This is a genomic window from Aurantimonas sp. A2-1-M11, from assembly GCF_036549475.1.
GTDB lineage: Bacteria > Pseudomonadota > Alphaproteobacteria > Rhizobiales > Rhizobiaceae > Aurantimonas.
On sequence record NZ_JAZHLI010000024.1, the window covers coordinates 20,104 to 33,156 of the forward strand.

At 67.6% G+C, this 13,053-nt stretch carries 11 protein-coding genes; 8 read left to right on the forward strand and 3 right to left on the reverse strand.

What is annotated here, in order from left to right; translation table 11 throughout:
- Positions 1–137: 137 nt before the first annotated feature.
- Positions 138–1,388: a ubiquinone biosynthesis hydroxylase gene (locus VQ042_RS12685; RefSeq protein WP_331819779.1), complete on the reverse strand. Its 1,251-nt coding sequence runs from the start codon at positions 1,386–1,388 to the stop codon at positions 138–140.
- Between the two features lie 143 nt (positions 1,389–1,531).
- On the opposite strand from VQ042_RS12685, the gene tesB reads away from it, so the two are divergent.
- The 7 genes from tesB to VQ042_RS12720 all read left to right on the forward strand — a co-directional run bounded on the left by tesB (position 1,532) and on the right by VQ042_RS12720 (position 10,926).
- Positions 1,532–2,404: an acyl-CoA thioesterase II gene (tesB, locus tag VQ042_RS12690; RefSeq protein ID WP_331819781.1), complete on the forward strand. Its 873-nt coding sequence runs from the start codon at positions 1,532–1,534 to the stop codon at positions 2,402–2,404.
- A gap of 239 nt (positions 2,405–2,643) precedes the next feature.
- The gene (locus tag VQ042_RS12695; protein ID WP_331819783.1) at positions 2,644–2,982 is read left to right on the forward strand and encodes a P-II family nitrogen regulator; all 339 of its coding nucleotides are present in this window, start codon (positions 2,644–2,646) and stop codon (positions 2,980–2,982) included.
- Between the two features lie 17 nt (positions 2,983–2,999).
- Positions 3,000–4,370 (forward strand): ammonium transporter, encoded by a 1,371-nt coding sequence (locus VQ042_RS12700; RefSeq protein ID WP_331819785.1) that lies wholly within the window; start codon positions 3,000–3,002, stop codon positions 4,368–4,370.
- Positions 4,371–4,648: 278 nt separating this feature from the next.
- A complete protein-coding gene (locus tag VQ042_RS12705; protein WP_331819787.1) occupies positions 4,649–6,007 on the forward strand; it encodes an ammonium transporter in 1,359 nt (452 codons plus the stop codon).
- 280 nt (positions 6,008–6,287) lie between these two features.
- Entirely contained in the window at positions 6,288–9,125 is a 2,838-nt protein-coding gene (locus VQ042_RS12710) for a DNA translocase FtsK (protein ID WP_331819789.1), read from the forward strand.
- 171 nt (positions 9,126–9,296) lie between these two features.
- Positions 9,297–9,941 (forward strand): outer membrane lipoprotein carrier protein LolA, encoded by a 645-nt coding sequence (locus VQ042_RS12715; RefSeq protein WP_442880075.1) that lies wholly within the window; start codon positions 9,297–9,299, stop codon positions 9,939–9,941.
- Positions 9,942–10,119: 178 nt separating this feature from the next.
- Positions 10,120–10,926: an exodeoxyribonuclease III gene (locus tag VQ042_RS12720; protein WP_331819791.1), complete on the forward strand. Its 807-nt coding sequence runs from the start codon at positions 10,120–10,122 to the stop codon at positions 10,924–10,926.
- Positions 10,927–10,957: 31 nt separating this feature from the next.
- On the opposite strand, the gene VQ042_RS12725 is transcribed toward VQ042_RS12720, so the two are convergent.
- Positions 10,958–11,413, reverse strand: coding sequence for a cyclic nucleotide-binding domain-containing protein (locus VQ042_RS12725; RefSeq protein ID WP_331819793.1), 456 nt, complete (start codon positions 11,411–11,413; stop codon positions 10,958–10,960).
- A 232-nt stretch (positions 11,414–11,645) separates the two neighbouring features.
- On the reverse strand, positions 11,646–12,329 hold the full coding sequence (locus tag VQ042_RS12730; protein ID WP_331819795.1) for a response regulator transcription factor: 684 nt from the start codon (positions 12,327–12,329) through the stop codon (positions 11,646–11,648).
- 111 nt (positions 12,330–12,440) lie between these two features.
- Here VQ042_RS12730 and VQ042_RS12735 point away from each other — a divergent pair, with 111 nt between their 5' ends.
- Complete coding sequence (locus VQ042_RS12735; RefSeq protein WP_331819796.1) at positions 12,441–12,977, forward strand: L,D-transpeptidase family protein; 537 nt, start codon at positions 12,441–12,443, stop codon at positions 12,975–12,977.
- Positions 12,978–13,053: the final 76 nt, after the last annotated feature.

Sequence of the window (13,053 nt, forward strand, 5' to 3'; positions counted from 1 at the left end):
GCGCATTCGATCCGGCGATCGGCGGCGGCCATTGCCAAGGGCTGGCGCGGGGAGGAAGAATTTGCTGCCGCAGGGCGCGGGGGCGATAGAATCGTTCCAGACGCCCCGCGAAGGGGCCCGATCGCGGCGCGGACGCCTCAGATCGGCTCACCCTGCAGGAGCCGCGGCGAAGCACCGGAGTGCAGCCCGGCAGCCTGGCCGATGAAGAAATCCTTCAGCCGCGGCGTGCGGTCGACCAGCGACAGGCCGAAGCTGCGCGCCGCGCGCAGGATGCCGCTGTCGTTGGAGAAGAGCCGGTTCAGGATGTCGGTGGTCACGCCCATCTGCACGGTGTCGAAGCGCCGCCAGCGCTGGTAGGTCTGCAGCGTGTCGAGGGCGCCGATGTCGAGACCGAGGCGGGCGGCCTCGACCACGGTCTCGGCCAGGGCTGCGGCGTCCTTGAAGCCCAGATTGAGCCCCTGGCCGGCGATCGGGTGGATGCCGTGGGCGGCGTCCCCGGCCAGCGCGACGCGCGGGCGCACGAAGTCGCGGGCGAGGGTCAGGCCGAGCGGGAAGGCCCGGCGGCCGCCCTCGACCGTCAGCGCGCCCAGCTTGTGGCCGAAGCGCTGCTCCAGTTCCAGCTCGAACATCATGTCGTCGGCGGCGATGAGGCGCTCGGCCTCGCGCGTCGGCTCGGTCCAGACCAGCGAGGAGCGATTGCCCTTCAGCGGCAGGATGGCGAAGGGGCCGGAGGGCAGGAAATGCTCCTCGGCGCGGCCGTTGTGCGGGCGTTCGTGGGCGACGGTGACGACGATGCCCGACTGGCCGTAATCCCAGTGGACGGTGCCGATGCCGGCCATGTCGCGGATGGCCGAGCGCACACCGTCGCAGGCGACGAGAAGCCGCGCCTCGATGGCGCCGCCGGTGGCGAATTTCACGCCGATCGACGCGGTCTTCGGGTCGATGCCGGACACGGCCGTGCCGGGACGGATCGCGATGCCGAGAGCGGCGGCGCGCTTGCGCAGGGCGCCGTTGAGCGCGACATTCGGCAGCATGTGGGCGAAGGGCTCGCCCGGCCGCGCCTCGCCGCCGAAGGTCAGGAACACCGGCCGAACCGGATCGGAGGTGCGGGAATCGGTGACGATCATCTCGGTGATCGGCTGCGCCTCGTCGGCCACGTCCTGCCAGATGCCGAGCTGCTCCAGCATGCGGATCGCGGCGGCGGCAACGGCCGAGGCGCGGCCGTCGCGCTGCCAGACGCCCTCGGGCGCGGCATCGACAAGGACGATCTTCAGCCACGGCGCCGCGTCTGCGATCGCCACCGCCGTGGTCAGGCCGACATAGCCGGCACCGGCGACGACGATGTCGGCGTGCTCGATCGGGGATTCGGCGAGAGTGTCGTCGGACATGCAAGGCTCCTGATATCGCGCACGCGCGCGGACGCAGCGGGGCAGACTCGATCCGAAACCGGTTGACCATCTGCCGGTTTCTGGTGCAACGCCGGATCAGGCGACGGGCGGCGGATCTGTCCCCCTACAGGAGTGAATCTAGGATGACCGAGGCCGTTGAAAAGCTCCTCCAGACCCTCGACCTGGAGCGGATCGAGGAGAACCTCTTCCGCGGCACCAGCCCGGACCAGAGCTGGCAGCGGGTCTTCGGCGGCCAGGTGATCGCCCAGGCGCTGGTCGCCGCCCAGCGCACGGTGCCCGCCGACCGCTTCTGCCATTCGCTGCATTCCTACTTCATGCGGCCGGGCGATCCGGCGACACCGATCATCTACGATGTCGACCGGATCCGCGACGGCGGCTCCTTCACCACCCGCCGCGTCGTCGCCATCCAGCATGGCCACGCGATCTTCTCGCTCTCGGCCTCGTTCCAGAAGGACGAGGAGGGGCTCGACCACCAGGCGACCATGCCGGACGTGCCGGGGCCGGACGAGGTGCCCCACGGCGAGGACCTCAACCAGACCATCCTGAAACGGGCGCCGGAAGCCGTGCGCCGGTACTGGGAGCGGCCCCGGCCGATCGAGTTCCGGCCGATCTCCTTCGATCATTACCTGACGCAGGAGAAGCTGGAGCCGGTACAGCGGGTCTGGGTCCGATGCCCGGGCGAGATCGGAGACGACCGGGCGCTGAACGCGGCGGTGCTGGCCTATCTGTCGGACATGACCCTGCTCGACACCTCGCTCTTCGCCCATGGGCTGTCGGTCTTCGACAAGCGCATCCAGGCGGCCAGCCTCGACCACGCCATGTGGTTCCACCGGCCAATGCGGGTTTCCGACTGGCTGCTCTATGCCCAGGACAGCCCGTCCTCGTCGGGGGCACGGGGCCTCACCCGCGGCTCGCTCTATTCGGCCGACGGCATCCTGACCGCTTCGGTCGCACAGGAAGGCCTGATCCGCCCGCGCCGCGAGCCGTCTGCCTAGAAATTCATCAAATTTTCCCGTTTTGCACGCAGATTGTGCTGGCCGGGCGGCGAAGGTCTGCCTGAAAAAATGGCGGCGGACCTACCTTGCCCGGAAAAATCGCGCAAGGAGCGCCTGCGCGCGCCAATTGGCACGGACCTTGTTTCCTTAAAGACAGTCAACCGTCGGGCGCATGACGCTCCCGGCATTCGCTGGCTCAACTCGGCGGTGCTCCCAGCCGCCCAAGGTTCGAGGTGAACATGAAAATCGTGATGGCGATCATCAAGCCATTCAAGCTGGACGAGGTGCGCGAAGCACTGACCGGCATAGGCGTCCAGGGCCTGACGGTCACCGAGGTCAAGGGATACGGGCGCCAGAAGGGCCACACCGAGATCTACCGCGGCACCGAATATGCCGTCAGCTTCCTGCCGAAGCTCAAGATCGAGGTCGCGGTCGCGGTCGACCTGGTCGAGCGGACGGTGGAGGCCATCCAGGCTGCTGCCAAGACCGGCCAGATCGGCGACGGCAAGATCTTCGTCTTCGGCATCGATCAGGCGGTCCGCATCCGGACCGGCGAAGTCGACGTCAACGCACTTTGAGAGGAAGCGACCGGACCATGAAGTTCACGAAACTCCTATTCACCGCCGGCACGCTGACCGGCCTGGCGGCCACCGCCGCCTTCGCCCAGGACGCCGCACCCGCGGCCGTCGAAGCGGCGGGACAGGGCTCCGGGGCTGCCGCGGCAGCCGTCGCCTACGCTGCCGAGCCGAATGTCGCCTACATCTTCAACACCTTGCTGTTCCTCATCGGCGGCTTCCTGGTGATGTGGATGGCGGCCGGCTTCGCCATGCTCGAGGCCGGCCTCGTGCGTTCCAAGAACGTCTCGATGCAGTGCCTGAAGAACATCGCGCTCTATTCCATCGCCGGCATCATGTACTGGATCGTCGGCTACAACCTCATGTATACGGGCGTCGACGGCGGCTATTTCGGCTCCTTCGGCACCTACAGCTTCGATCCGGTGGGCGGCAACAACCTGGCGACCGGCTATTCGACGGCCTCCGACTGGTTCTTCCAGATGGTGTTCGTGGCCACCGCCGCTTCGATCGTTTCCGGCACGCTGGCCGAGCGCATCAAGCTGTGGCCGTTCCTCGCCTTCACCGTCATCCTGACCGGCTTCATCTACCCGATCGCCGGTTCCTGGCAGTGGGGCGCAGGCTGGCTCTCGGTGATGGGCTTCTCCGACTTCGCCGGTTCCACCCTCGTCCATTCGGTCGGTGGCTGGGCCGCGCTGGCGGGCGCGCTGCTCCTGGGTGCACGCAAGGGCCGCTTTGCCGCTGACGGCCGCGGCGTGGCAATGCCGGGTTCGTCGATCCCGCTGGCGACGCTGGGTACGTTCATCCTGTGGCTCGGCTGGTTCGGCTTCAACGGTGCCTCGCAGCTCGCCATGGGCACGATCAGCGACGTCTCCGATGTCTCGCGGATCTTCGCCAACACCAACCTGGCCGCTGCCGGTGGCGTGGTGGCCGCGATGATCCTCCTGCAGGTCGTCTACAAGCGGGTCGACGTGACCATGGTGCTGAACGGCGCCCTGGCAGGCCTCGTGTCGATCACCGCCGAGCCGCTGCAGCCGTCGCCGCTGGCGGCGATCCTGATCGGTGCCGTCGGTGGCGTGATCGTGGTCTTCGCGGTGCCGCTGCTCGACAAGCTGAAGATCGACGACGTGGTGGGCGCCATCCCGGTCCATCTCCTCGCCGGCATCTGGGGCACCATGGCCGTGCCGCTGACCAATGCGGAGACGAGCTTCACCGTGCAGTTCATCGGCGTCCTCGCCTACGGTGTCTTCACCTTCGTCGTCAGCCTCGTCATCTGGGCGATCCTGAAGGCGGTGATGGGCATCCGTGTCAGCGAGGAGGAAGAGGCCCTCGGCCTTGACCGCACCGAGGTGGGCGTCGAGGCCTACCCGGAATTCTCGGTCGGCCGCGCCTGAACCAGGACTGCCACGCATGATGAGAAGGGGGCCCGCGCGGCCCCCTTTTTCGCGTCTGGCGCAGGCCATCTCACGGGTCATCGCTCTGCCTGAATAACCAGCACCCTGCTTACCTGGCAGGCAGATTCCGACCGCTTGGCCGCAGCGAGGCGCGGCATCGGCCATTCCGCAGCCGGCAGCCGCACGACCTGAAATGGCACGACTTTTGATTGTCTGCGGCGGGGAACGCCTTGACGTTCCCGGCCCGTCCTCTGGTGCGTTCTGGAAAGTAGACCGACATGGTGTCCATCCCCCGCTTATCCCGACAGATATCCACCCTTGCCGCCGGGCTTGGCCTCGCCGCCGCCCTTGCGGTGCCGGCGCTGGCGCAGGACGCGACGGTAGCCGACGCGGCCGCGGCCCCCGTGATCGACAAGGGCGACGTCGCCTGGATGATGACGGCGACGCTCCTGGTGCTGTTCATGACCCTGCCGGGCCTGGCGCTGTTCTATGGCGGCCTGGTGCGCGCCAAGAACATGCTGTCGGTGCTGATGCAGTGCACGATCATTGCCGGGGTGGTGATGATCGTCTGGGTGGCCTGGGGCTATTCCATGGCCTTCGGGGGCGGCACTAGCCCCTACTGGGGCGGCTTGGGCAAGCTGTTCCTGGCCGGCGTGACGGTCGATTCCACGGCCGCGACCTTCACCGACGGCGTCGCGTTGCCCGAATATCTGTTCATCGCCTTCCAGATGACCTTTGCGGTCATCACTCCGGCGCTGATCGTCGGTGCCTTCGCCGAGCGCATCAAGTTCTCGGCCGTCGTGCTGTTCACCATCCTGTGGGTGACGCTGGTCTATTTCCCGATCGCCCACATGGTGTGGGACAGTTCGGGCCTGATCTTCAACTGGGGTGCGCTCGACTTCGCCGGCGGCACCGTTGTTCATGTGAATGCCGGAATCGCGGCCCTTGTCGGCTGCCTGTTCGTCGGCAAGCGCGCCGGGCTCGGCCGCGACATGATGGCTCCGCATTCGATGACGCTGACCATGGTCGGTGCCTCGATCCTGTGGGTCGGCTGGTTCGGCTTCAATGCCGGCTCCAACCTGGAATCGACTGCCGGCGCGGTGCTGGCCATGCTCAACACCTTCACCGCCACGGCCGGCGCGCTGGTCGCCTGGTGCGTGATCGAGACCATGATGCGGGGCAAGGCCTCGATGCTGGGCGCTGCGTCCGGCATCGTGGCGGGTCTCGTCGCCGTCACGCCGGCCTGCGGCACGGTCGGGCCGGTCGGCGCCATCGTCCTGGGCGCGATTGCCAGCGGTATCTGCTATTTCTTCGTGGGTGTCGTGAAGAACAAGCTCGGCTATGACGACAGCCTCGACGTCTTCGGCATTCACGGCGTCGGCGGCATCGTCGGGGCGATCGGCACCGGCATCTTCACCGCGCCCTGGCTGGGCGGCACCGGCGGCGAGGATTTCTCCATCGTCGCCCAGACCACGACCCAGATCTGGGCGGTCCTCGTCACCATCGTGTGGTGCGGCGTCATCTCGGCGATTCTCTACAAGGTCGTCGACATGACCATCGGGCTGCGCCCGTCGGCCGATGCCGAGCGCCAGGGGCTCGACCTCTCCTATCACGGCGAGGTCGCCTACCACTCCTGAGCCATCACGCCGGCGCGTTTTGCACGGGGACAGGCGCGAGCCTGTCCCCGTCGTCGTTTGAGGCGGCTGGCCGCATGATGGTGCCGGCCCGACAGAACGGCGAGATCTCCGGCCTCCTGCCGGGATGGTGGCAGGGCACCGTCGCGGCGCTGCAATCGGCCGGACGGCGCAACAACCCCTTAAGCTTAAAGGGGTCTTAACCAGCCGGGCCCTACTCTCCGCGGCAAGCAGCGGACCTGCCGTTTCGGCCGGTCTGCGACGACGAGACAGGCAGGACACCATGGCATCGACGGCGAATGGCGGCAGCCAAACCTCCTTCATCCGGCGGCAGGGCGAACTCTGCGGCGCGGCAGGGCTGATCGGCCTGGCCGGCTATCTGGGGCTCGCCTGCGCCACCTGGACGGTCAGCGATCCGTCGCTCAGCCAGTCCAACCAGAACATGGTGGAGAACTGGGCGGGACCGGCCGGCGCCGTGGTCGCCGACCTCGCCATGCAGATCTTCGGGCTCGGCGCGGCGCTGCTCGTCGCGCTGCCGGCGATCTGGGGGCTGCTGTTCCTGTCGGGCCGGTCCGTCGACCATATCTGGCGGCGGGCGTGGTACGCGCTGGCGGGCATCGTGCTCGCCTCGGCGGCGCTCGGCTGCCTGCCGGCGCCGTCCGGCTGGCCGCTGCCGATCGGTCTTGGCGGCGTGGCCGGCGACATCGTGCTGAAATTCCCCGCGCTTGCGACCGGCGCCTATCCGGGCGGCCTGCTCGGCCTCGTCTTCGCTGCCATGATCGCGGCGCCCGCCGGCTGGCTGTTCCTCAACGGCGCGGGTCTGATCGATCGCAACCGGCCGAAGCCTGCGACCGACGCAAGGCGGCGGGTCGTCGACGACGAGGACGACGAGGAGGCCGGCGAAAGCCGCCTGGCGCTCGCCATCGGCGCGCTCGCCCATACCGCCTATTCGGTCCGCTCGTCGGTCCAGCGGCATCTGGAGGCGCGGCGTGCTGCCCGCCAGCCAGTGGAATTCGGCGACCGCTTCGACGACTGGCAGGACGAGGATTACGCGCCGCCGCAGCCGCAGATGCGCACCGATCGCGAAATTCGCGTCGCGGTCCAGGAGGAGACCGGCACCGGCTACCACGATCCCATGGCCGACTATCCCGAGGACGGTGACGGCATGGAGGGCGACTGGCAGGCCGCTTCGCAGGGCCAGGACGCCGATCCCTATGACGGCACGTTCGACGACGGCGACGTGGCGCTGGCCGACGACGCCATGGTGGTCGGCCCCGACGACCGGGTTTCGCCCAACGCCGCGCCGATTCCCGACGAGAACGGCGGCTGGCGCGGGCTCCTGGCCGGCAATATCGTCGCCTTTCCCGGCCGCAAGACGCAAAAGCCCGATGCGGCCCGCGCCGAGCCCCGTGTCGGCCCGACCGAAGGCCAGGGCGGGCAGGGACGGCCGCAGCGGCCCGCCCAGCCGCCGCAGCCTGATGCCGGCGTGCGTGTCGTGCCCCAGGCCAACGTCACCGCCGAGCAGCAGCGGCTGCGCACCGGTTCCGGCCGCGCCACCGCGCTGAAGCCGGCCACCACGCTCGCCGACCCGGTGCGCTTCGAACTGCCATCGATCGAGTTCCTCACGCCGCCCAAGCCGCGCAGCCGCGATTCCTCGCTGTCCCCGGAAGCCCTGCAGGAAAATGCGCGGCTGCTCGAAGGCGTGCTGGAGGATTTCGGCGTGAAGGGCGAAATCATCGAGGTGCGGCCGGGCCCGGTCGTCACCCTCTACGAGCTGGAGCCGGCACCGGGCATCAAGTCCTCCCGCGTCATCGGCCTGTCCGACGACATCGCGCGTTCGATGAGCGCCATCGCCGCACGCGTCGCCGTCATTCCCGGCAAGAACGCCATCGGTATCGAACTGCCGAACCAGCGCCGCGACACGGTCTATTTCCGCGAGATGATCGGCTCGGACGCCTTCATCCAGAACAAGGCCAAGCTGCCGCTGGCGCTGGGCAAGACGATCGGCGGCGAACCGGTGATCGCCGACCTCGCCAAGATGCCGCACCTTCTGGTCGCCGGTACCACCGGCTCGGGCAAGTCGGTGTCGATCAACACCATGATCCTGTCGCTGCTCTACCGGATGACCCCGGCCGAGTGCCGCCTGATCATGATCGACCCCAAGATGCTGGAACTGTCGGTCTATGACGGCATCCCGCACCTGCTGGCGCCGGTGGTCACCGACCCGAAGAAGGCGGTCGTGGCGCTGAAATGGACGGTCCGCGAGATGGAGGACCGCTACCGCAAGATGTCGAAGGTCGGCGTGCGCAACATCGACGGCTTCAATGCCCGGGTGAAGAGCGCCATGGAAAAGGGCGAGACGATCTCGCGCACCGTCCAGACCGGCTTCGATCGCGAGACCGGCGAGCCGATCTTCGAGACCGAGGAGTTCGACCTGTCGCCGCTGCCCTACATCGTCGTCATCATCGACGAGATGGCCGACCTGATGATGGTCGCCGGCAAGGACATCGAGGGCACCGTCCAGCGCCTCGCCCAGATGGCCCGTGCCGCCGGCATCCACGTCATCATGGCGACCCAGCGTCCGTCGGTCGACGTCATCACCGGCACGATCAAGGCGAACTTCCCGACCCGCATCTCCTTCCAGGTGACGTCGAAGATCGATTCGCGCACCATCCTGCAGGAGCAGGGCGCCGAGCAGCTGCTGGGCATGGGCGACATGCTGTTCATGGCGGGCGGTGGCCGCACCCAGCGCGTCCACGGCCCGTTTGTCGACGACAGCGAGGTCGAGGACATCGTGGCGCATCTGAAGAGCCAGGGCGTGCCGGACTATCTGGACTCGATCCTGGAGGAAGACGAGGAAGACGGCGGCGACGGCGGGTCCGCCGGCGGATCGGGCAGCGGCGGCGAGCCGGACGAGGGCGCCGACCTCTACGACCAGGCCGTGGCGATCGTCCTGCGCGACGGCAAGGCCTCGACCAGCTACGTCCAGCGCCGGCTGTCCATCGGCTACAACCGCGCCGCCTCGATCATCGAGCGGATGGAGCGCGAAGGGGTCGTCGGCCCTGCCAACCATGCCGGCAAGCGCGAAATCCTGGTGCCGACCGAAGACGACCGCATGTGATCGCCCGCTTGGGCGGGACGACAGCATGGGCGCGCGCGCCGCATGCGCGCCCCATTGCTCGGCCAGACTGTCGGCCAAGGAGAGGGTCCCCGCGCGAAAACTGCGCCGGGACCCTATATCATCTCCATGAGACGAAGGGCGGACTTCGGAACAAGGGAAGTATCCATCACCATGGCCAAGACATTCGACATCATCTCGCGCTACGCCACGACTCGTGCGCTGGCGGCGACGCTTGCCATCGCGGCCGCCTGCGGGCCGATGGCGGCCGGCCCCGCCGCGGCGCAGGCCGGCGCGCAGCAGATCGCCGATCACTTCGCCGGCATTCCCTCGATGCACGGCGATTTTGTGCAGTTCGACCCGAACGGCCGGCAGACCGAGGGCAAGTTCTACATCGAGAAGCCCGGCAAGGTGCGCTTCGACTACACCCAGCAGCCGCTGCGGGTGATCGCCGACGGCTCGACCGTGGCGATCAACAACAGGAAGCTGAACACCTGGGACACCTATCCCCTGTCGAAGACGCCGCTCAAGCTGCTCCTCGACCGCCGGATCGACCTGTCCCAGGCGAACATCCAGAGCGTCAAGGAAGAGCCGGACCTGACGACGATCGTCATGGGCGACAGCTCGATCTTCGGCAATTCGCGCATCACGCTGATGTTCGACCCGAAGAACTACGAGCTGAAGCAGTGGACGATCCGCGACCAGCAGGGCAAGGACACCACCGTGATGATCTACAACGTCCAGCATGGCGGCGACATCGCGGACTCGACCTTCAAGATCCCCTATACCGCGATCGCCCAGGGCCAGACCGGCCAGTAGGCACGGATCGAGACGGGTCCGTTGGCCCTGCGCCAGCGCCTGCGATACTGGTCGAAACGATCACCGAAGCCGGCGCCGCATCATGCGGCGCCGGCTTGCGTTTGCGGGCAAGGCTTGCCTGGCTTGAACGGGCCGCCTAAGCGGGAGCCCGACCCCTCCACCCCCGCCGGAACCGTCCATGCCCTTCACCATCGCCACCTGGAACATCAATTCGGTGCGCCTGCGCATGCCGCTGGTGCAACGGCTTCTGGAGGAACGGCAGCCGGACATCCTGTGCCTGCAGGAGACCAAGTGCCCGAACGACCAGTTCCCGGAAAAGGCATTCAAGGCGCTGGGCTACCCGCACATCGCGATCCACGGCCAGAAGGGCTATCACGGCGTCGCCACCATCTCGAAGCAGCCCTTCGACGACATCGTCCGGCAGGATTTCTGCAGGATCGGCGATGCGCGGCACCTGTCGACGCGGCTGACGATCGGCGGGCGCCGGCTGCGGGTGCACAATTTCTACGTCCCGGCCGGTGGCGACGAGCCGGATCCGCAGGTCAACATCAAGTTCCGGCACAAGCTCGACTTCATCGAGGAGATGCGGCTGGTCAGCGCGGAGGCCGAACCGGGGGTGTCCTCGCTCCTGGTCGGCGATCTCAACATCGCGCCCTTCGAGACCGATGTCTGGTCGCACAAGCAGCTGCTGAAGGTGGTCTCGCACACGCCGGTGGAATGCGAGGGGCTCTTGCGCGCGCAGGGCGACGGGCGCTGGACCGACCTGATGCGCCACCACATCCCGGTGGACGAGCCGCTCTTCACCTGGTGGAGCTACCGCTCCAAGGACTGGGCCGCCTCCAACCGCGGCCGGCGCCTCGATCATATCTGGGGATCGCAGGACCTCGCCCCGGTGCTCACCGCGATCGACGTCATGAGCGAGGCGCGCAGCTGGGAACGGCCCTCCGACCATGTCCCTGTGCTGGCAAGCTTCGAACTCGGCTGAGGGGCGCGTCGGCGCGCCGCAAGCGCCGGTATCAGCGCGTGAACCGCGTCTCCAGGGCGAGGATGTTGCCGGTCATCTCGGTCAGGCGCGCCTTCAGCTTGGCATGCAGCCCGGCGGCGTAGTCGGGATATTCCTCCAGCATGCGCCGGAACAGCGGCCGGGTGATGCGGATCAGCTCGCAGTCGGTCAGCGTCCTGGCGCTGGCCGGGCGGCGGGTCTCGGTGATCAGCGCCAACTCGCCCAGAAGCGTGCCGGGGCCGTATGTGCCGACGATGACCTGTCGTTCCGGCCGGCCGCGCAACAATGCGATCTCGCCCGACACGATTACCAGGCCCGCGTCGGAGCGGGCATCCTCGCGGAAGACGAATTCGTCGCGGTGCAGCCGCCGGTGCTCGCCGCCGAAGGCCAGGAGCCGCAGCTGGTCGGCATGCAGATCCTCGAACAGGGGCACGTTGCGAAGGACGGCGATGTCGCTTTCGAGACTCATGTGGTCGGCGCACCGATCTCCTGCCGGCTTCGCGACGGCATGCCTGCTCAGCGCCGTCGCAGCTTCGGCTGCCCGTCGTTTCGTTTCCCCCGGCGCAGCCGGGCTCTGGTAGCCCGTGACGCGACCGTTAGCGAAAACCTATAGCGGAGCAGGCAATTGAAGGGAACTCGCGCATGGGCCCCCGATCCGGCGGTGCCGGCCGGCCGTCAGCAGGACATCGCGCCGGCCGTCGTCAGGGAACGAGCTTGTAGCCGCCGGATTCGGTGATCAGGATCCGCGCATTGGACGGGTCGGCCTCGATCTTCTGGCGCAGCCGGTAGACATGGGTCTCCAGCGTGTGGGTGGTGACGCCCGAATTGTAGCCCCACACCTCTTCCAAAAGCACGTCGCGGGTGATCACCCGGCGGTCGGCGCGGTAGAGATAGCGGATGATCGCCGTCTCCTTCTCGGTCAGGCGGACCTTGCCGCCCTTGTCGTCGAGCAGGATCTTCTGGCTTGGCTTGAAGATGTACGGTCCGACCTGGAAGGTCGCGTCCTCGCTGTTCTCGTGCTGTCGCAACTGGGCGCGGATGCGGGCCAGGAGGACGGCGAAGCGGAACGGCTTGGTGACGTAGTCGTTGGCGCCGGCCTCGAGACCGAGGATCGTATCGGAATCGGTGTCCTGGCCGGTGAGGATGATGATCGGCGCCTTGAAGCCGGTCTTGCGCAGGACCTTCACCGCCTCGCGGCCATCCATGTCGGGCAGGCCGACATCCATCACCACGAGGTCGATCAACCCGGCGCGCGCGGCATTGATGCCCTTGGTCGCGTCGGGCTCCTGAAGGACCGTGAACTCCTCGTGCAGGGAGAGCTGGTCGGCCAAGGTCTGCCTGAGATCCGTGTCGTCATCGACGATGAGAATGCTGCGTACGCTCATGCGGAATCGTTGCCCGATTTTCCATGCCGTCTGCCGCCGGTGCGGCACGCGGCTGTAACAATTCGTGATAGACATAGGCCGCTTTTCCGCCGTGTCAGGGGCCCGTTGCGAATGATTCCAAAAAAAAAGCCCGTTCTGACGGTCCGGCGGGCGCCGGGCGACAGGCGTCGCGGCATACTGGCGGCAGGCCCGCTGCGCCTGCGCTGCGCGCTCGGGCGGTCCGGCACCACGATCTTCAAGCGCGAGGGCGATGGTGCGACGCCGGTCGCTTCGATGGCACTCCTGTCCGCCTGGCACCGGCCGGGCCGCATGGTGCGCCCGGGCGCGCGGCTGGCGATCCGGCGGATTCGCGCCGATGTCGACGCTTGGTGCGATGCGGCCGATCACGCGGCCTATAACCGCCATGTCCGGCTGCCGTTTCCGGCGAGCGCCGAACGTCTGGCCAGGGCCGACCGGCTGTACGATTTTCTCGTGGTTCTCGACTGGAATATCCGCCAGCGGACACGCGGCCGGGGCAGTGCGATCTTCCTGCATGTCGCCAAGCCCGGCTATCTGCCGACGGAAGGCTGCGTCGCGGTCTCCCCATCCGACATGCTGCGGCTTGCGCCCTTCCTGGCGCTTGGCGCGCGCCTGACGGTGCGACGTTAAAGCGCCATCCGACCGGGAAGTGGCGCAAGGTCCGTCCTAACGGTTTGAATCGTCTTGCCAAGATTTCCGAGACCGA

Excerpts from the sequence above, each read along its gene's own strand:
- VQ042_RS12685 (WP_331819779.1), bottom strand. The coding sequence starts at position 1,388 with ATGTCCGACGACACTCTCGCCGAATCCCCGATCGAGCACGCCGACATC.
- tesB (WP_331819781.1), top strand. The coding sequence starts at position 1,532 with ATGACCGAGGCCGTTGAAAAGCTCCTCCAGACCCTCGACCTGGAGCGG.
- VQ042_RS12695 (WP_331819783.1), top strand. The coding sequence starts at position 2,644 with ATGAAAATCGTGATGGCGATCATCAAGCCATTCAAGCTGGACGAGGTG.
- VQ042_RS12700 (WP_331819785.1), top strand. The coding sequence starts at position 3,000 with ATGAAGTTCACGAAACTCCTATTCACCGCCGGCACGCTGACCGGCCTG.
- VQ042_RS12705 (WP_331819787.1), top strand. The coding sequence starts at position 4,649 with ATGGTGTCCATCCCCCGCTTATCCCGACAGATATCCACCCTTGCCGCC.
- VQ042_RS12710 (WP_331819789.1), top strand. The coding sequence starts at position 6,288 with ATGGCATCGACGGCGAATGGCGGCAGCCAAACCTCCTTCATCCGGCGG.
- VQ042_RS12715 (WP_442880075.1), top strand. The coding sequence starts at position 9,297 with ATGGCCAAGACATTCGACATCATCTCGCGCTACGCCACGACTCGTGCG.
- VQ042_RS12720 (WP_331819791.1), top strand. The coding sequence starts at position 10,120 with ATGCCCTTCACCATCGCCACCTGGAACATCAATTCGGTGCGCCTGCGC.
- VQ042_RS12725 (WP_331819793.1), bottom strand. The coding sequence starts at position 11,413 with ATGAGTCTCGAAAGCGACATCGCCGTCCTTCGCAACGTGCCCCTGTTC.
- VQ042_RS12730 (WP_331819795.1), bottom strand. The coding sequence starts at position 12,329 with ATGAGCGTACGCAGCATTCTCATCGTCGATGACGACACGGATCTCAGG.
- VQ042_RS12735 (WP_331819796.1), top strand. The coding sequence starts at position 12,441 with ATGATTCCAAAAAAAAAGCCCGTTCTGACGGTCCGGCGGGCGCCGGGC.